The organism is Nonomuraea diastatica (assembly GCF_004349015.1).
GTDB lineage: Bacteria > Actinomycetota > Actinomycetes > Streptosporangiales > Streptosporangiaceae > Nonomuraea > Nonomuraea diastatica.
The window spans coordinates 19,816-36,475 of the sequence record NZ_SMKP01000005.1; the positions used below are offsets into that span (position 1 = coordinate 19,816).

General features: G+C 70.0%; 16 protein-coding genes. 9 read left to right on the forward strand and 7 right to left on the reverse strand.

What is annotated here, in order from left to right; translation table 11 throughout:
• Positions 1-118 precede the first annotated feature (118 nt).
• Complete coding sequence (locus E1294_RS02550; RefSeq protein WP_132504030.1) at positions 119-472, forward strand: sunset domain-containing protein; 354 nt, start codon at positions 119-121, stop codon at positions 470-472.
• A gap of 120 nt (positions 473-592) precedes the next feature.
• Here E1294_RS02550 and E1294_RS02555 read toward each other — a convergent pair whose 3' ends face one another.
• A complete protein-coding gene (locus E1294_RS02555) occupies positions 593-1,510 on the reverse strand; it encodes an SPFH domain-containing protein (RefSeq protein ID WP_132504032.1) in 918 nt (305 codons plus the stop codon).
• Positions 1,511-1,782: 272 nt separating this feature from the next.
• On the opposite strand from E1294_RS02555, the gene E1294_RS02560 reads away from it, so the two are divergent.
• A complete protein-coding gene (locus E1294_RS02560) occupies positions 1,783-2,217 on the forward strand; it encodes a CBS domain-containing protein (RefSeq protein WP_132504034.1) in 435 nt (144 codons plus the stop codon).
• A gap of 143 nt (positions 2,218-2,360) precedes the next feature.
• On the opposite strand, the gene E1294_RS02565 is transcribed toward E1294_RS02560, so the two are convergent.
• Positions 2,361-2,855, reverse strand: coding sequence for a DoxX family protein (locus tag E1294_RS02565; protein ID WP_132504036.1), 495 nt, complete (start codon positions 2,853-2,855; stop codon positions 2,361-2,363).
• Positions 2,856-3,160: 305 nt separating this feature from the next.
• Between E1294_RS02565 and E1294_RS02570 the strand changes: the two genes are divergently transcribed.
• Together E1294_RS02570 and E1294_RS02575 are read left to right on the forward strand one after the other, a co-directional pair.
• Complete coding sequence (locus tag E1294_RS02570) at positions 3,161-3,565, forward strand: hypothetical protein (RefSeq protein WP_132504038.1); 405 nt, start codon at positions 3,161-3,163, stop codon at positions 3,563-3,565.
• A 100-nt stretch (positions 3,566-3,665) separates the two neighbouring features.
• Positions 3,666-4,700: an NAD(P)-dependent alcohol dehydrogenase gene (locus E1294_RS02575; RefSeq protein WP_132504040.1), complete on the forward strand. Its 1,035-nt coding sequence runs from the start codon at positions 3,666-3,668 to the stop codon at positions 4,698-4,700.
• A gap of 74 nt (positions 4,701-4,774) precedes the next feature.
• Here E1294_RS02575 and E1294_RS02580 read toward each other — a convergent pair whose 3' ends face one another.
• The 3 genes from E1294_RS02580 to E1294_RS02590 form a co-directional block, all read right to left on the reverse strand.
• On the reverse strand, positions 4,775-6,085 hold the full coding sequence (locus E1294_RS02580) for a serine/threonine-protein kinase (RefSeq protein ID WP_132504042.1): 1,311 nt from the start codon (positions 6,083-6,085) through the stop codon (positions 4,775-4,777).
• An 87-nt stretch (positions 6,086-6,172) separates the two neighbouring features.
• Positions 6,173-7,024, reverse strand: a complete 852-nt coding sequence (locus tag E1294_RS02585) for an alpha/beta fold hydrolase (protein WP_132504044.1) — start codon at positions 7,022-7,024, stop codon at positions 6,173-6,175.
• A gap of 92 nt (positions 7,025-7,116) precedes the next feature.
• Complete coding sequence (locus E1294_RS02590; RefSeq protein WP_132504046.1) at positions 7,117-7,743, reverse strand: acyl-CoA dehydrogenase family protein; 627 nt, start codon at positions 7,741-7,743, stop codon at positions 7,117-7,119.
• Positions 7,744-7,977: 234 nt separating this feature from the next.
• Between E1294_RS02590 and E1294_RS02595 the strand changes: the two genes are divergently transcribed.
• A complete protein-coding gene (locus tag E1294_RS02595; protein WP_132504048.1) occupies positions 7,978-8,559 on the forward strand; it encodes a YceI family protein in 582 nt (193 codons plus the stop codon).
• A gap of 71 nt (positions 8,560-8,630) precedes the next feature.
• Here the strand turns inward: E1294_RS02595 and E1294_RS02600 are convergent, their stop codons facing one another.
• On the reverse strand, positions 8,631-9,173 hold the full coding sequence (locus E1294_RS02600) for an MOSC domain-containing protein (protein WP_132504050.1): 543 nt from the start codon (positions 9,171-9,173) through the stop codon (positions 8,631-8,633).
• Between the two features lie 178 nt (positions 9,174-9,351).
• Here E1294_RS02600 and E1294_RS02605 point away from each other — a divergent pair, with 178 nt between their 5' ends.
• From E1294_RS02605 to E1294_RS02620, 4 genes are all read left to right on the forward strand, one after another.
• Positions 9,352-10,923: an alpha/beta fold hydrolase gene (locus E1294_RS02605; protein WP_165977043.1), complete on the forward strand. Its 1,572-nt coding sequence runs from the start codon at positions 9,352-9,354 to the stop codon at positions 10,921-10,923.
• 199 nt (positions 10,924-11,122) lie between these two features.
• Positions 11,123-11,479, forward strand: a complete 357-nt coding sequence (locus E1294_RS02610) for a hypothetical protein (RefSeq protein ID WP_132504054.1) — start codon at positions 11,123-11,125, stop codon at positions 11,477-11,479.
• A 49-nt stretch (positions 11,480-11,528) separates the two neighbouring features.
• Positions 11,529-11,996, forward strand: coding sequence for a GNAT family N-acetyltransferase (locus E1294_RS02615; RefSeq protein WP_246082766.1), 468 nt, complete (start codon positions 11,529-11,531; stop codon positions 11,994-11,996).
• A 318-nt stretch (positions 11,997-12,314) separates the two neighbouring features.
• A complete protein-coding gene (locus E1294_RS02620; protein ID WP_246082767.1) occupies positions 12,315-13,949 on the forward strand; it encodes a BCCT family transporter in 1,635 nt (544 codons plus the stop codon).
• A 182-nt stretch (positions 13,950-14,131) separates the two neighbouring features.
• Here the strand turns inward: E1294_RS02620 and E1294_RS02625 are convergent, their stop codons facing one another.
• On the reverse strand, positions 14,132-16,654 hold the full coding sequence (locus E1294_RS02625) for a polysaccharide lyase family 8 super-sandwich domain-containing protein (RefSeq protein ID WP_220447517.1): 2,523 nt from the start codon (positions 16,652-16,654) through the stop codon (positions 14,132-14,134).
• Positions 16,655-16,660: the final 6 nt, after the last annotated feature.

Genomic DNA, 16,660 nt, shown 5'->3' on the forward strand with positions numbered 1-16,660 from the left:
GGCAACGGTCTGGTCAGCCACTTCGACCGACCGCGGGGACACTCGATCCGGCGGGCGGCAGGCATGACCTCCGCCGGCCGCCGGAACCGGCGGTCGCAGGGGAACGTCTCACCCGGGTATGAGGCCGAGATCATTCGCGCGGGCGAGCGGGTGGCTGGCCGTGCTCATCATCGGTGTCCCGGTGCTGGGCCTGGTGCCGCTCGCGGTGCTCAGGTTCCTGCCCGCCTTCCTGCGCGCGCTCGTCGCGGCGGTCGCCGTCTTCGCGCTCGCATGGATTACGCCGTTCCACGTGATGGCGAGCTATCCGGTGCACGTGGTCAGGTGCGGTGGCCTGCCCGTTGTCGCGACGGGATTCGCCGCCTCCATGACCTACAACACCCCCGGCAGCGCGCATTACTGGGTGACGCCGCTGGAGAGCTCGTTCTTCTGCACGGAGCGGGAGGCCAGGGCCGCCGGCTACAGCGGGCCCTGACGTCTTCCGGACCTGACGGGCCGTTCAACCCCGGCACGCGGTGTGCGTGTCGGTGCCGCGCATAATGTACAGCTCATCGCCGTGAGTCGCTCGCCACGAAGCATCTGGCGCGCGCCGGGGCTATCCGGTGGGCAGGGCGCCGTTCTTCGCGGCCGGCTTCGCGCTTTCCAACGAAGGCGCCGGTGGGGACAGCTCGGGCGCGGCGGCGTCCCCCAAAGCCGGGTGCTCCTCGGGCTGCCGCTCCTGGGGCTGCCGCGCCGAGGACCCGGCCGCCGCCTCGCCGCTCCTCGTGGCGCGCTCGAAGAAGCGCAGCAGTTCCACGGGCACCGGCATGACCAGCGTCGAGGTCTTCTCGGCCGCCACCTCCACCACGGTCTGCAGCAGGCGCAGCTGGAGCGCGCCCGGTGTCTCGGTCATGATGGCCGAGGCGTCGGCGAGCTTCCGCGCGGCCTGGAACTCTCCGTCCGCGGTGATCACCCGGGCCCTGCGCTCCCGTTCGGCCTCGGCCTGGCGGGCGATGGATCGTTTCATGTCCTCGGGCAGATGCACGTCCTTGATCTCCACACGGTCGATGTGGATGCCCCAGCCGAGGGCTGGGCTGTCGATCATCAGCGCCAGGCCCTTGTTCAGCTCCTCACGGTTGGAGAGCAGGTCGTCCAGATCGCTCTTGCCGATGATGGAGCGCAGCGAGGTCTGCGCCACCTGCTCGATGGCGAACAGGTAGTTCTGCACCGCGATGGCCGCTCGCAGCGGATCCTCGACCCGGAAGTACGCGACGGCGTCGACCTGGACCGAGATGTTGTCACGGGTGATGCAGTCCTGTGTGGGCACCGGCATCGTGACGATCTGCACGTTCACCTTCTTCAACCGGTCGACGACCGGGATGAGGAACGTGAGCCCTGGCGAGCGTACCCTCCGCTGGGCCCTGCCGAAGCGGAAGACCACGCCGCGCTCGATCTGATTGACGATCCTGACACCGTAGACCGCCAGGCAGACCGCGATCACGACGATCAACCCGAACACGATAATGGTGACCATGGTGAGTCCCTCCCTTCAAGGCTAGATCCGGAAGGGGCCCGCGTCGGCCAGGACATCGTCAAGACCTGGTCAACTGGACAGGAAACCCCACGAAGGTCTCCACCGCGCCGCCACAGCCCGCCGCCGTCGTCCCACCTGACGAGAACGGCCGTACACCGATCGATGTACGGCCTTACGTCCTTGGTCACCCGCCGGCCCGGCACGGTACTGAGCCACCACCTCGTGGGTAGAGGGCGCTTGAAGTGCCGTCAATCCTGCTGAAGGAGGCGACGATGGACACATCAGGGGTCGCGAGGACGGTCCAGGACGTGATGCACCAGGGAGCGGAGTGCGTCGGCGAGCACGACAGCCTGCGCACCGCCGCGCGCATGATGCGCGACCTGTCGGTCGGAGCGCTGCCGATCTGCGGCGACGACGACCGGCTCAAGGGAATCATCACCGACCGCGACATCGTGATCAAATGCTGCGCCGAGGGCAAGGACCTCGACTCCGCCACGGCGGGCGAACTGGCTCACGGGCTGGTGTGGGTGGAGGCCCACAACAGCGTCGAGGAGGCGCTGCAGAAGATGGAGCAGCACCAGATCAAGCGGCTGCCCGTCATCCGCGAGCGCCGGATCATCGGCATGATCACCGAGGCTGACCTGGCCAAGGAACTGCCCGACAGCAAGCTGGCCGAGTTCGTGCACCGCGTCTACGCGCGGTCCTGAGCGGGTAGCGCGGTCTGGCAAGGGTGAAGCCCCGCGGAGCGTCCTGCTCCACGGGGCTTCACCGTCGGGCCGGAATGCGCCGGTCTCGGCAGCCGACGCTCCAGGTCTGGAGCCATCCCGCTCCGCGGGCCCTCGCCGTCCGGTCAGGCGGCCAGCTTGACGTCCGAAGCCGTCCGCTCGCGGGCCGGGACGAGCCGAGCGCCCAGCGCCCGGGCCGCGATCACCATGGCGGCGGTGATGAGCACGATGTCCTTGAGGATGTACTGGGCCTCCAGGGTGGGCGGGCCACCGGGGAACATGTCGGTGAAGAACAGCACCAGCGGCGACATGAACCCCACCAGCGCCCCGGCCATCACGAGCAGACCGGCTTTCAGGAACTTCCCGGTGACCATGGTCAGCCCGATGAAGCACTCGGTGGCGGCGACGACGGCGAGTGCGACGCCGCCCGACACCACGCCGAACGTCAGCTGTTCCAGGGTGCCCACCGCGAGTTCTTCCGCGGGGCTGACGCCCGGGAAGAACTTCAGGAACCCGAACCCCAGGAAGACCAGGCCGACGCTGATCCGCAGGGCGTCGATGCTGTGGCGGGCGAGCCACTCGGTCGTCGTGGCGAGCATCTTCGTGTACGTGGCAGTCATCTGCTTGCTTCTCTCTTCCGTCGTTTCCTGCTACACGACCAAGCGTCGCCGGATCCGTCTCCCGGGGAATCCGCCGGTGAGCGGCGACCCGGCTACGCCGTCCCGCGTACGCCGGCGCCGGCCCGCCTTCGCCTCACGGGGTAGCCGGCGGTGGCGTCGTACCGAACGCGGACCCCCGTGCCCTGTGACGCCCATCACGTGGGGTGTGTGGATTCGTGCACAGATGATCGTGGGCGGTCTTCCTAGAGTCAGTGCCGTGCCGGACGGAATCCCCCAGGCGGCACCAGACGAAGGAGGAGATCTGCATGCGTAAGGCTCTGGCGGTCGCGGCTCTGGCCGGTTCGATGGCGGTCACCGGTCTGTCCCTCTCTCCGGCGGCAGCGCAGGCGGCCACCACCGCGGCCACCACGTCGTCGACGGTGAGCTGGGGGAAGTTCTTCTCCAGCGATCACAAGGCGTACACGTTCGGTAAGACGTGGAAGAGCCACGGGAAGGTCTTCACGAAGTGGTACGGGGTCGACAAGCGTGGTGGCAAGCAGGCGTGGGTGTGGTTCGAGGTGTACCAGAACGGTCACTGGAAGAGGTTCAACAAGGCGTGGGACGGCAAGGTCGCAGGCGCCTGGCACGGTCACGGGATCAAGAAGGTCTACACGTTCACCTGCTGGGCGGGCAAATTCGACAACTGCGGCCGTAAGTACCGCATCTACTAAGAACAGGGATTTACCCCTTCATGGGCCACCGGTCGTTGACCGTTCGCGGCGAACGCATCAACTATCGACCTACGACCTATCTGTCGGACAGGGAGTGGCGATGCGAGCGGTACGCCTGCACGAGTACGACAAACGTCCGGTCGTCGAGGACGTCCCCGAGCCCGGGATCGGCGGTGCGCTGGACGTGCTGGTCGAGATCGGCGGCGCCGGGTTGTGCCGTACGGATCTGCACATCGTCGAAGGTCAGTGGGCTGGCAAATCGGGTGTGACGCTGCCGTACACGATCGGGCACGAGAACGCCGGCTGGGTGCGCGAGGTCGGCTCGGCCGTGACCGGCGTCCAGCCCGGTGACGCGGTCATCCTGCACCCCCTCGTCACGTGCGGATCGTGCCGGGCGTGCCGCGCCGGCGACGACGTGCACTGCTCGGCCTCGAAGTTCCCCGGCATCGACACCGACGGCGGCATGGCCGAACTGCTGCTCACCACCGCCCGCTCCGTGGTCAAGCTGGATCCCTCGCTGCCGCCGGCGGACGTCGCGGCGCTGGCCGACGCGGGCCTGACCGCCTACCACGCGGTACGCAAGGCCGTACCGCTCCTCTACCCGGGCACGCAGGTCGTGATCATCGGCGCCGGCGGGCTGGGCCACATCGGCGTCCAGTGCCTGGCCGCCATGACGCCCGCCGAGATCATCGTCGTCGACCGGTCACCGGCCGCGCTCGAACTCGTCCAGGGGTTCGGCGCCGCCCACACCGTCCAGGCCGACGGCCGCCAGGTCGAGGCGGTCGCGGACCTCACCGGCGGGCAGGGCGCCCACGTGGTGCTGGACTTCGTCGGCGAAGGAGGCACCGAGGCCGAGGGCGTGGCCATGGTGCGCCGCGCGGGGTCGTACTTCGTGATCGGTTACGGCGGGCGGGTCGAGATCCCCACGATCGACATCATCTCCGCCGAGATCAACGTGATCGGCAACCTGGTCGGCTCCTACAACGACCTGGACGAGCTCATGGCCCTGGCCGCCCAGGGCGAGGTCAGCCTGCACACGAGGACGTACCCGCTGGAAGCCGTCAACGACGCCATGGACGACCTGGACGGCGGACGCCTCCAGGGCCGCGGCATCCTCGTGCCCGCCAGGGGCTGACGATCAGGGCTTGACCACCGATCGACGAGTACGCGCGCACAGGCGGGCGGGTCGCCGGCGGGGCGGTCATCCGCTCAGCGGCGGCCGCGTCCCCAGCCGTTGCCGGGGTTCGCGTACGTGGCCCGCTTGGCCTTGCCGCCCTTCTTGGCCTGCCCCGGCGGCAGGCGCTCCGTGCGCCACGCGCCGGTGGAGCGCGGCCGGGCGGTCCGGGGCGGGTCATCGGGTGGCCGGGCGGTCCGGGACGGGTCGTCTTCGTGCGGCCTGTCGCCTGACACGCGGTAGGCGTGCAGCGCGCCGCTGGGCTGCGGCGCCGGGTACGTGACGGGTTCGGCGCGTGGTTTGTCGTGGCGGGGGCCCGTGACCTCGCCATCGGGCCAGGAGGTCGTGGCGAGCACCGCGACGATCAAGGCGGTCACGGCGGCCGCCTGCCGCCACCGTCCGGGCGCGGCGGCCCGCGGGCGGATGCCCAGGGCCGGGACGGGGAAGAGAGCACCGTTGGCGGGGACGAGGGACGCGGGCTCGGCCCCCCTCGGAGCGGCCTCCTGGTGGGCCGGCCGCTCCGGCTCCGCCACCCGGAGCAGCTCCTGGTGGGCTTCTGCGGCCCCGATGCGCCGCCCGGGGTCCTTGTCCAGCAGGCCGGTGATGACCGGGGCGAGCGGCCCGGCCTGCCGCAACGGGGCGGGGCTGCTGGTGAGCACCGCGCTCAGGGTGGCCAGCGCGCCGCCGTTGCCGAAGGGGGAGCGGCCCTCGACGGCCTCGTACAAGGTGGCGCCCAGCGACCACAGATCGGCCTGCGGGGTGGACGGCCCGCCGCGCGCCCGCTCGGGGGCGATGTAGGCGGGCGTGCCGAGCACGATGCCCTCCCGCGTGAGGTGGGCCTGGTCGTCCAGCGTGGTCGCCAGCCCGAAGTCGGTCAGCACGGCGTGGCCGTCGTCGGTCATCAGCACGTTCGCGGGCTTGACGTCGCGGTGCACGATGCCCTTCGTGTGCGCGGCGCGCAGCGCCTCCAGCAGATTCAGCCCGATGCGCGCCACGGTGGTGGCGGGCAGCGGTCCCCGTTCCCTGATCACGTCGCCCAGGCTGCGCGAGGGCACGTACTGCAGGACGATCCACGGCCGCTCGTCGGCCTCCACCACGTCGTACACGACGGCGATGTTCGGATGGCTCAGCCGGGCGGACAGGCGGGCCTCGCGCATGGTGCGCCCGAGCAGCACCTCCCGCTCGGGTCCTGACCGGTGGGGCATGCTGAGCTCCTTGACCGCGACCTGGCGGTCAAGGAGCTCGTCGTGGCCGCGCCAGACCGTTCCCATGCCACCCCGGCCCAGCTCGGCGAGCAGCCGGTAGCGCCCGGCCAGCAACCATCCTTCATAGGGCGAAACCGACATGACGGGATGATTACCCGATCAAGATCCGCGTACCACCGATTCGTCACACACCGTTGCCCTTCCGTTACGATCCCGCAGGCGCCGCGCCTACGTGGCCAGGATCTGGCGGAGCGTGGCGGCGAAGGCGTCCGGGTCGCCTTTCATGCCGAACGCGCCGTCGAGAAACCCGGCGTGGTGGCTGGGGAACGTGACCGGCTCCGTGCCGAGGTGTTCGGCGACGGCCACGCCCGCGCGGTAGGCCATCTCGCCCTCGGACTCGGCTCCGACGCCGATGACCACGCGGGTCGAGGCGGCGCGCAGCGCCTCGAAGTCATGCTCGTAGTGCGTACACGTCATGAGGTTCTGCGCGAACATCACATCGTCGCGGGAACCGTCGTCCTCCGACGGCAGCCCGAGTTCGGCGGGGCTCTGCACGGGCCGGTCGGCGAAGTCGGCGGGGATCTCGCCACGCAGGCTGGTGACCGCGATGAACTTCGCCATCGCCGGCCCGAACCCGTGCCGGTCGTAGGTGCGGCGGATGTCGGCGACGGCGGCCAGCGCCTGTTCGCGGTCCGGCAGGACCTGGGCGGCGGGCGGTTCGTGCGCGACGAGCGTACGCACCTGCTCCGGGTGCCTGGCCACCAGCGCCAGCCCGTTGACGGCGCCGCCGCTGCTGGCGAAGATGTCCACCGGCCCGCGGCCGAGCGCGCCCATCAGACGGTGCAGGTCGTCGGCGTGCTGCTCGGGCGTCGACTCGCCGCCGCCGGTGCGGGTGCTGCGGCCGACCCCGCGCGGGTCGTAGGTGACCACCGTACGGTCATGGAAACGTGCGGCCAGGCCGGTGAAGCCGCTGGCGTCCATCGGCGATCCGATCATCAGCAACATCGGCGCGGTGCTCGTCGCACCCTCCCGTACGTCGTAGTGCAGAGTGCCGCCGGACACTTCGAGGGTATGCGTCATGGGTTCGTCCTTCCTCGACAACGGTGATGGAGACCTGCGGCGGCGGCGAAACTCATCGGTCCGTACGTTCCCGTTCGCGGGAATCTACGCCTTCAGGGCGAACACTTCCCACGACTCGCCGGGAGCCAGCCCGGCCAGCTCGCGGCCGCACTCCTGGAGCACCTGCGGGCCCGAGGTGATGTGCGCGTGCCGGCGTGGGCGTCCCTGAACAGCCGCTGCACCAGCCCGTCGCGCAGCGCCGAGGTGCCGCCCGACGCGTAGACGAACCGGGACACCTCGGCGATCGTCGAGGTGGCGTGGTTGAGTGCCAGCCGCACCATCGTCTCCTGGCGTACGTCGAGCGAGCGGCCCGCGTCCAGGGTGTGTTCCGCGTCGTCCCACGTCTCGTGCACCAGCGCCTTGGCCGCGCGGAACGCCGCCTCCGTCCGGGCGAAGCCGGTGTGGAAGGCGTCACTGTCGGCGAGCTGGCCAGGACGTCCCGCCCGCGCCCCCGCGTGCCGGATCAGCTCGTCGAGGAGCCGGCGGCCGACGCCGAGCGCCCAGCCGGAATGGCAGATCAGCGCCTGGTCGACCAGGCCGAGCCGGTAGAGCGCGCCGCCGCGCAGCGGCTCGTTCTGGGTGAAGACGTGCGACTGCGACTCCGGTACGAAGGCTCCGTCGATGGCGTAGTCGATGCTGCCCGTGGCGCGCAGGCCCAGGACGTCCCAGTTGCCGAGCATCTTGACATCGTCCAGCGGTCGATCAGGGGGCGCAGGGCGCGGGCTCGCTCCAGCAGTGTGGTGCCGGCGGTGTGCAGTCGCCGCGTATCGCTCATCTCCAGGTGCTCCTGTCCGTGATCGATGGCACTCCTCCTCTGTCAGATCACGTCAGCCGCTCCTTGTCCAGCCGCCGGGGCGTGCGAGGTCCGGAGCGGGCATGCCTGGCTGCGGCGGGCGCGGGGCTAACCTGGCAGAATGGACGTTTCCGCAGGTGGCTACGGGCTGGGGCCCGAGTCGGGGCAGCTGCTGGTGCACACGACCCGCACCGGGCTGGGCGCCAAGGCCGGTCATGACCTCACGATCGAGGTCACTCGCTGGCACGGCGAGGCCGTGGTCGGTCCCGCACTCGATCCCGCCGATCCGGCCGGTTCCTGGGTGACCGTCGAGGTCGACGCGGACTCGCTCGCCGTCAGGCAAGGGACGGGCGGCGTCAAGCCGCTCACGGAGTCGGATCGCCGGGAGATCGGGAAGATCCTGCGCGAGAAGATCCTGCACACCCGGCGTCACCCGACGATCACGTTCCGGTCGACCAGGGTCGAGGGGACCCCGGAGGAGTTCCGCGTCGAGGGTGAGCTCACCCTCGTCGGTGTCACGCGGCCGGCCGAGGTGCGCGGCTCGCTGGCCGAGGGCCGGGTGCGGGGCTCGGCGGCCATCGTGCAGTCTCAGTGGGGCATCCGGCCCTATTCGGCGTTTTTCGGCGCGCTCAAGCTCAGCGACGAGGTCGAGGTGCGGTTCGATGTCGGCCTCGTGCCGGAGGAGGGCACGCCGCGCCCATGATCAGGCGGCGGCTGGGCCGGTGTGCGTTGAGGCCGCCGCCCTAGGGCGGCGGCGTCTGAGGTGACCGGGGCTCAGACAGGGTCGAGCGGGCGATGCGGCTCGGCCGGGAGCTCCACCTTGATCGGGTCGCCGGGGCGCACGACGCCGCCCGTCCTGACGATGCTCATGATGCCGGCCTTGCGTACCAGGGTGCCCGCCTCGTCGCGGCCGATGACCTGCTTGAGCAGGCCGCCCTGGAAGTTGTCGATCTGCACGCAGGGGTTGCGCAGCCCGGTGACCTCCACGACGGCCTGCTCGCCGACGTGCAGCAGCGTGCCGGCCGGCAGGCCGAGCAGGTCGATGCCGCTGGTGGTGACGTTCTCCCCGAGCTCGCCCGGCCTGACCGTGTAGCCGGCCTCGCCCAGCTCCGCGAACAGCTCCTCGTGGATGAGGTGCACCTGGCGCAGGTTGGGCTGGGCGGGACCCTTGGTCACGCGGGAACGGTGCTTGACCGTCACACCCGCGTGCACGTCGCCTTCCACTCCTAGACCGGCGAGCAGGGTGATGCTCTCCCGGTTCGGCTTGGTGAAGGAGTGCTCGCCGTTGCTGCTGACCGCCGTGACCGTCCCGTTCATCCGGTTCTGTCCCCCTGTGTGGCGTGGACTGTTGGGAAACCCAGTTTGGCAGATGTCGAGATAGGCGCACTTTGCGTCGAGTTTTTCAGCTTTGCCACATACGCCCGTGCGACCAGGGATGATCAGGCCTGGCCGTGCGCCGCGCGCGCCCGGCTGATCGATTGACGATTGGAGCAACGTGCGAAGACGATCTTCCCTGCTCGCCGCCGCATTCACGGTACTGGCGGCGCTGATACCCCTTTCGACGGCCGGGGCGGCGGCCGCCGCGGACGGGGCCACGGGGGCCGCCGTCAAGGGCGGCATCACCTGGGCGCCCTGTGAGGAGGAGCCAGAAGCCGAGTGCGGCAAGCTCGCCGTACCGATCGACTGGTCCAAGCCGAACGGCCCCAAGGTCGAGATCTCCCTCGCTCGTCGCAAGGCCCTCGACCCGAAGGCCCGGGTCGGATCCCTCGTGATCAACCCCGGCGGCCCGGGCGGATCCGGCGTGGAGGCCGTCTACGCCGCCCCCGGCTCCTACACCGAAGAGCTGCGCAAGCACTTCGACATCGTCGGCTTCGACCCCCGGGGCGTGGGCCGCAGTCATCCGGTGACCTGCTCGGCGTCGGTGTACAACAAGTTCCCGTACGCCGTCATGAAGAGCCAGGCCGACTTCGACAAGTGGAAGGCGTTCGCCAAGGAGCTGCGCGAGGACTGCCGGGCCCGCACCGGCCCTCTCTACGACCACGTCGACTCGGTCAGCGTGGCCCGTGACGTGGAAGCCATCCGCGCCGCCCTCGGCGAGGGGAAGCTCAACTTCTACGGCATCTCGTACGGCACGCTGATCGGCCAGATGTACGCCGAGCTGTTCCCGGACAAGATCCGGACCATGGCGCTCGACAGCAACATGGACCACAGCCTCGGCGTCGCGGCGTTCCTGACCACCGAGGCCGCCGCCGTCGAGGACGCGTTCGACCAGTTCGTCGGCTGGTGCGAGCAGGAGACCGCGTGCGCCCTGCACGGCAAGGACGTCCGTGAGGTGTGGGAGCGGCTGCTGAAGAAGGCGCGTGACGGCAAGCTCTACTACCCGGGCGTCAAGGACCGCCCGATGACCGAGATCCAGGTCCTGTGGCAGGGCGTGCTCGGCACGGAGGGCCCCGCCTGGCAGCTGCTGAGCCAGATGCTCAACGCCCTGGACGGCGGCCCGCTGCCGGACGAGGTGCCGCCGCTGCCCGGTCGGCAGCCGGTGACGGGCGCGACCGTCGAGCTGAACACCACGATCCTCTGCGAGGACTACAAGCTGCCGGTGCGCAACTACCGGGAGTACGCCGCGCTGATGCGCGTCTCCTCCCGCATCGCCCCCGACATGCGCCTCAACCCGATGCCGGTCGAGGACCTGCCCGTCTGCCTGGGCCACCCCACCAACAACCCGCAGCACCGGCTGCGTTACACGGGTGACGCCCCGATCCTGCTGGGCAACTCGATCCACGACCCCTCCACCCCGTGGATCTGGTCCGCCAACGTGGCCCGCCAGCTCGGCTCCAAGGCCGTGCTCCTCACCTACGAGGGCTGGGGCCACCGCATCTACGGCAAGGACAGGTGCAGCACCGTGCCCTTCGACGAGTATCTGATCTCCTTGAAGATGCCCAAGAAGGGCGCCCGCTGCGAGGTCGGCGGCACCGACCCGACGCTCAAGATGCTGAAGAAGGAAGTGTGGCCGACGGACGGGCTCAAGTGGGGCAGCCCCGTCGCGTCCGCGGCCGGCCCCTCCTGAGCACCGGCCCGCGCTGATCTGAACAGCGCGGACCATCTGGAGGGCGGCATCCCCGGATGCCGCCCTCCAGCGTCCTGCTGCCAGGCGCGCATCAGGTGACGGTCGCCCGCTTGGCACATGGCCACCGGACGGCAGGAGTATCGTCCGCGATGTGGCGTGTTTCCTCTGCTTCGCCTGCCGTAGTCCGATCACCCTGTCCGTGCGGAAGATCCCGCTGCCCCCGGGCAAGGAGGAACCGGTCGGTGCGACCACGCCGTACGAAAGGATCAGGCCGCCGCGGACGCCGCGCGGGGCGTATTCGGCCAACCACCACCCCTGCGAGCTGTCGGGAGAGCCCGCCGGCCTGGTGATCCATCCCGACGACTCCGTCGGCATGCGGCTGCATCCGGACGTCTCCCGGCTCACCGGCTGCTGCGGGATCAGCGCGGTCAACGGCGCCAACCTCGTCTGCGCGGCCTGTTGCGCGGAACTCGCCATCCACCAGGCCGACTGCTACGGGGAGAACCAGGTGACGCTGCTGGCGGAGGCCGTCATCCGGTCGTACGCCCACGAATGATCCCCGGGCGAGTAGGGTGAGCGGCCAAGGCCGTGGGGTGGGGTGGCGCGTGGAGATCATCGAGACGACGCGCGTCGTCCTGCGGCCGCTGCGCGTCGAGCACGCCGACGAGATGGCCGCCGTGTTGTCCGACCCCGCCCTGCACGCCTTCACCGGCGGCGCCCCGCTCACCGCGCAGGAGTTGCGCGCCCGCTATGAGCGGTTGGTGGCCGGGCCGCCTGGCTGGCGCAACTGGGTGGTGTGGTCGCGGGAGGAAGAGTGCCTCGCCGGCTACGTGCAGGCCACGGTCGAGGGCCGGACCGCAGAGATCGCCTGGGTGATCGGCACGCCGTGGCAGGGGCGCGGCCTGGCCACGGAGGCGGCGAAGGCGTTGGTGTGCTGGCTGGTGGGGCAGGGGATGGGCCCGATCGTCGCGCACATCCATCCTGGCCACGCGGCCTCGGCCGCCGTCGCCACGGCCGCGGGTCTGCGTTCCACCGGACGGTGGCACGACGGCGAGATCCGCTGGGAACGCTGAACGCGGCGGGACGTCCTTAACGAAGGAGTCACGGGCACGGATCACCGTGGTATCGGAGGACGCTTGATCATGAACAAAGGTTTACGGCGTTTGACTTATTGTAATAGTTTTTTTGGTCGTTCGGAGATCGTTCGGTAACGTTATGTAAGCAGCCCGTACGCATCCGAGACGGACGCGTACACGGCAGACGGACGCGTACACGAGAGAAGGCCAGAGGAACTCGTGGAACAGCAACCACAGGACACCGGAAAAATCATGGATACGTCGGGAGGTATCAAAGCCGCCCTTCCACCCCGGACGGACTGGGTGGTGTTCGGGGTGGCCGCTGCGTTGACCCTCGCCTTCGTCGTCTGGGGAGCGGTCGCCACCGACACGCTGGAGGGCGTGTCCACCTCCATGCTCGGCTGGGCGATGCACAACATGGGCTGGGCCTTCGTGCTCGCGGCCTCGGGCTTCGTGGTGTTCGTGCTCTGGCTGGCGTTCAGCAAGTACGGCAAGATCACCCTGGGCCAGGAGGGCGAGGAGCCCGAGTTCAGGACGGTGTCCTGGGTCGCGATGATGTTCAGCGCGGGCATGGGCATCGGGCTGATGTTCTACGGGGTGAACGAGCCGCTCACGCACTTCGCCGAGCCTCCGCCCGGCACGCACGAGGCCACCGCGGCCGCGGCGCAGCGGATGGAGACCTCGCTGGCCACCACGCTCTTCCACTGGACGCTGCATCCCTGGTCGATCTACGCCGTGGTCGGCCTGGCCATCGCCTACGGGTGCTTCCGCCGCGGCCGGCGGCAGACGATCAGCGCGGTGTTCACCCCGCTGATCGGTGAGCGGCACGCCAACGGAGCCGTCGGCAAGGTCATCGACATCCTGGCCATCTTCGCCACGCTGTTCGGCTCGGCCGCCTCGCTCGGCCTCGGCGCGCTGCAGATCGGCAGCGGCGTCAGGGAGGTCGGCTGGATGACGGAGGTCGGCGAGGGCCTGCTCATCATGATCATCGCGGTGCTGACGCTGGCGTTCGTGTTGTCGGCGGTGTCCGGGGTGGAGAAGGGCATCCAGTGGCTGTCCAACACCAACATGGTGCTGGCGCTGGTGCTGGTCCTGTTCATTTTCCTGGCCGGCCCGACCGTGCTGATCCTCAACCTTCTCCCCACCTCCCTCGGCTCGTTCATCGGTGACCTGGCCCAGATGGCGGCCCGCACCGAGGCCAGCGGCGGTGAGGAGGTCGCCACCTGGTTGTCGTTCTGGTCGGTGTTCTACTGGGCGTGGTGGATCTCCTGGACCCCGTTCGTCGGCATGTTCATCGCCCGCATCAGCCGGGGCCGCACCATCCGGCAGTTCGTCGGCGGCGTGATCCTGGTGCCCAGCGTGGTCAGCCTGGTCTGGTTCGCGGTCTTCGGCGGCACGGCCATGCAGGCGGAAGCCGGCGGCGCGGGGCTGACCCGCGAGGCCACCGCGGAGGGTCAGCTGTTCGCGCTGCTGAACGAATACCCCCTGGCGGGCGCCACGACCCTGCTCGTGATGATCCTGGTGGGCATCTTCTTCGTCTCCGGGGCGGACGCCGCCTCGATCGTGATGGGCACGCTCTCGCAGCGCGGCACCATGGAGCCCAGCCGGGTCGTGGTGATCGTCTGGGGCGTGCTGACCGGCGCGGTCGCGGCCATCATGCTGCTGCTCGGCGGGGGCGGCGACGCGGCGCTCACCGGACTGAAAAACCTGACGATCCTGGCCGCGGTGCCGTTCATGGTGGTGATGGTGGGCATGTGCGTGGCGCTCACGCGTGACCTGCGGCACGACCCGCTGATCCTGCGCGGGCAGCGCGGCGAAGAGGCCGTGGAGTCGGCCGTCATCACCGGCCACGAGCTCTACGACGGCGAGTTCGAACTCGCCGTCGTCGGCCCCAACGGCGACAACGCCGAGGACGCCAAGGCCGTTGGCGACACGTCGCGCGAGGCTTAGGTCCACCAGCGAGACGCCCCCCGGTCGCCACCGGGGGGCGTCTCGCTGGGGCAACCCGGCCGATGCCCTGCGCTGATCAGCCCCGCCAGGTGGCGGTGTGCCACCTGCCGTCCCGCTTGATGGCGGCCTTGATCAGGTCACCTTCCGTCCTCCGCGCGTGGGTCCGGAGCCGTCCGGCCGGTTCAGCGGAGGGTGGTGGTGAAGGTACGGCCATGGGCGTGGCGGGTCGTCGCCCGGACCTGGGTGCCGCCCGGCACGCGGCGTACCGTCACACCCTCGTCGGCGGTGTCCAGGCGGAGGGGCCTGCCGCGCAGGAGGACCGTGACGTGGTCGCGTTTCATCGTGGGGTCGGACAGGGCGACGACCGTGCGCCCGCCGCTCCGGACGATGACCGAGGCGGGGCCGTCGATGAGCAGGCGCTCCACGTGGCGCGGGCCGTCGGCGAAGACGTTGGCGGCGACGATCCCGAGCGCCTTGTGCTTGATCGCCTGCACGTGCCGGTCGTTGGCCAGCACGGTCAGCGGGCCGTCCGCGTAGCCGCGCAGCCGGGCCTCGGTCGCGTTCGGGACCAGGGCGTAGGCGACGGCCGAGACCCCGCCGGCGGCCGGGTGGGCGATGGAGGCGGTGAAGACGTTCTTGGTCACGCTCGTGTCGGGGTTGCTCGCCCGCACGACCCTGCGGCTGCGGGTCACCGTCTCCAGCCCGGCGGCGACGGGCTGGCGGGTGAGGAAGGCATAGCCGATCGCGGTGCGGCGGGTGTCGTTGGCGTACCGCAGCCAGCGCGGCGGCGACGTGTCGCCCGTCCGCCAGGACCCGCCACGCCAGCCCTCGCCGGTCAGCACGATCGAGTCACCGGTGGCGGCGATGCGGCTGTCCACGGTGGTCACCGCGGCGCGGCGGCCCTGGCCTGAGACGTCCGCGGCCAGCACCACGATCTCGTCGTCGAACATGAACCACGACTTGGTCGCGCGGGCGTTGCGGTAGACGACGAAGTCGCCGGGCAGGATGCCCTGCTGCTTGGCGGTGTAGGCGGCGTCGTCCGACTGCACCATGCCGGCCGCGCCGTACGCGCCGAGCGTGGCGCCGCCGGAGAAGGTGTTCCCGGCGAGGGGGAAGTACACGTAGGTGTTCTGCGACTCCGAGGAGGAGGTGAAGTTGAGCGGATGGTCCGGGTTCTCGTACCAGTACCGGCCGTACAACTCGGGGACCGTGCGCCGCTCCTCCTCCGGTGCGGTGATCCCGGCCAGCCGGTACGGCGACACGACCGTGTAGTAGTCGACGCCAAAGACCTCACGCTGGTCCTCGCCCGCGAGGTAGAGGTAGGAGGCGCCGTCGCCCTGGAACCAGGGCATGAGGTTCTCGCCGTTCATGTACTCGTACTTGCTGATCCGGTCGGAGCTGCGCGCCAGCGCGAAGGCGTAACCGGGGCGGCGGTGCACGGTCCTGTCCATCGAGTTGAACGCCACGGAGCGCTCGGGCGGGTTCAGGTCGGCGGCCGGGATGGCGGAGTCGGCGCGGATGGCCGCGTAGCGGGCGATGCTGACCGGGGAGACGAACGTGCCCGTGTCGGCCTCCGGCAGGAACTTGACGTATTTCTTCAGGGCTTGCGAACCGTCGCCCTCGACGCGGTCGGCCAGGTCGGCGATGGCCTCCACGATCACCTGGACGTCGGAGTAGCCGGTGTTCGTACGCGAGACCGCCCGCCCCTTGACGATCTCCATCATCCACCCCTCGAAGATCAGCGGGGCGAAGCCGTCGGCGATCCAGCGGTACACCACGCCGGGCAGGTCGGAGCCGCCGCCGCTCGTCGCGCCTTCGAGCGTCTTGAGGGTCTGCACGACGCGGGTCAGCAGGGCACGCCCGTAGGAGCCGGTGTAGGCGACGGAGTGGTGCTGGATGAAGGAGCCGTCGTGGTAGTAGCCGTCGGTGACCCCGTGCTGCAGGTCGTAGGGGTCGATCGTGGCGAAGACGGTGGCCTGGTCGGAGATGGCCTTGGAGACGCGGGCGTCGTCGCCGGTGAGCGCGCCCTGCAGGATGCGGTTGCCGGTGATGTCGGCCAGGTTGGCCCCGGTGTGGAAGCGCGAATCGAGGTCGACGTCGCCGTCCTTGCCGTTGCGCAGGTAGGCGTCCATCGAGGCGATGTACGTGGCCGTAAGGTCGGGGCGTACTTCCCGCACCCGCTCGTCCAGCAGGACCAGCGTCCTGCTCACGTGGGTGGGGATGCCGATCTCCCAGCTGTGCCAGTTGCCGTAGTAGCCCTTCGACTGGTCGCCGAAGTGGTGCTCGTGCAACCATTGGAGTCCGTCGACGACCCGCCGCTGGACGGCGGCGTCACCGTCGAGTTCGCCGCCGGACGTGCGGGTCGCGAGCGCGATCTCGTACAGGTACTGGTAGGCCGAGCGCAGGTTGGCGTCGTTGGTGCCGAGCGTCAGACCGGCGAACAACTCGCCGTCGCCCGCCTGGTCCATCGCGGTCAGCCGTCGCCTGGCGGTGTCGAGCATCGCCGCCAGTCTGCCGGCGACCTCGGGGCGGGCGTTGACCTCCGCGGTTCCCGCGAAGGTCGCCACGGTGTTGGCGAGCAGCCTCGCGTGATCGGCCGGTGCCGCGGCGGCGGCACGCATGGGTGCGGCCATGGAGAGCAGAGCGGCGGTGGGGAGGAGGGAGAGGACCTGGCGGCGGGACATGTGCGGCACTGCGGACTCCATGCCGTT

Excerpts from the sequence above, each read along its gene's own strand:
- E1294_RS02580 (WP_132504042.1), bottom strand. The coding sequence starts at position 6,085 with ATGTCGGTTTCGCCCTATGAAGGATGGTTGCTGGCCGGGCGCTACCGG.
- E1294_RS02555 (WP_132504032.1), bottom strand. The coding sequence starts at position 1,510 with ATGGTCACCATTATCGTGTTCGGGTTGATCGTCGTGATCGCGGTCTGC.
- E1294_RS02595 (WP_132504048.1), top strand. The coding sequence starts at position 7,978 with ATGGACGTTTCCGCAGGTGGCTACGGGCTGGGGCCCGAGTCGGGGCAG.
- E1294_RS02565 (WP_132504036.1), bottom strand. The coding sequence starts at position 2,855 with ATGACTGCCACGTACACGAAGATGCTCGCCACGACGACCGAGTGGCTC.
- E1294_RS02550 (WP_132504030.1), top strand. The coding sequence starts at position 119 with ATGAGGCCGAGATCATTCGCGCGGGCGAGCGGGTGGCTGGCCGTGCTC.
- E1294_RS02570 (WP_132504038.1), top strand. The coding sequence starts at position 3,161 with ATGCGTAAGGCTCTGGCGGTCGCGGCTCTGGCCGGTTCGATGGCGGTC.
- E1294_RS02600 (WP_132504050.1), bottom strand. The coding sequence starts at position 9,173 with ATGAACGGGACGGTCACGGCGGTCAGCAGCAACGGCGAGCACTCCTTC.
- E1294_RS02560 (WP_132504034.1), top strand. The coding sequence starts at position 1,783 with ATGGACACATCAGGGGTCGCGAGGACGGTCCAGGACGTGATGCACCAG.
- E1294_RS02575 (WP_132504040.1), top strand. The coding sequence starts at position 3,666 with ATGCGAGCGGTACGCCTGCACGAGTACGACAAACGTCCGGTCGTCGAG.
- E1294_RS02625 (WP_220447517.1), bottom strand. The coding sequence starts at position 16,654 with ATGGAGTCCGCAGTGCCGCACATGTCCCGCCGCCAGGTCCTCTCCCTC.
- E1294_RS02590 (WP_132504046.1), bottom strand. The coding sequence starts at position 7,743 with ATGCTCGGCAACTGGGACGTCCTGGGCCTGCGCGCCACGGGCAGCATC.
- E1294_RS02585 (WP_132504044.1), bottom strand. The coding sequence starts at position 7,024 with ATGACGCATACCCTCGAAGTGTCCGGCGGCACTCTGCACTACGACGTA.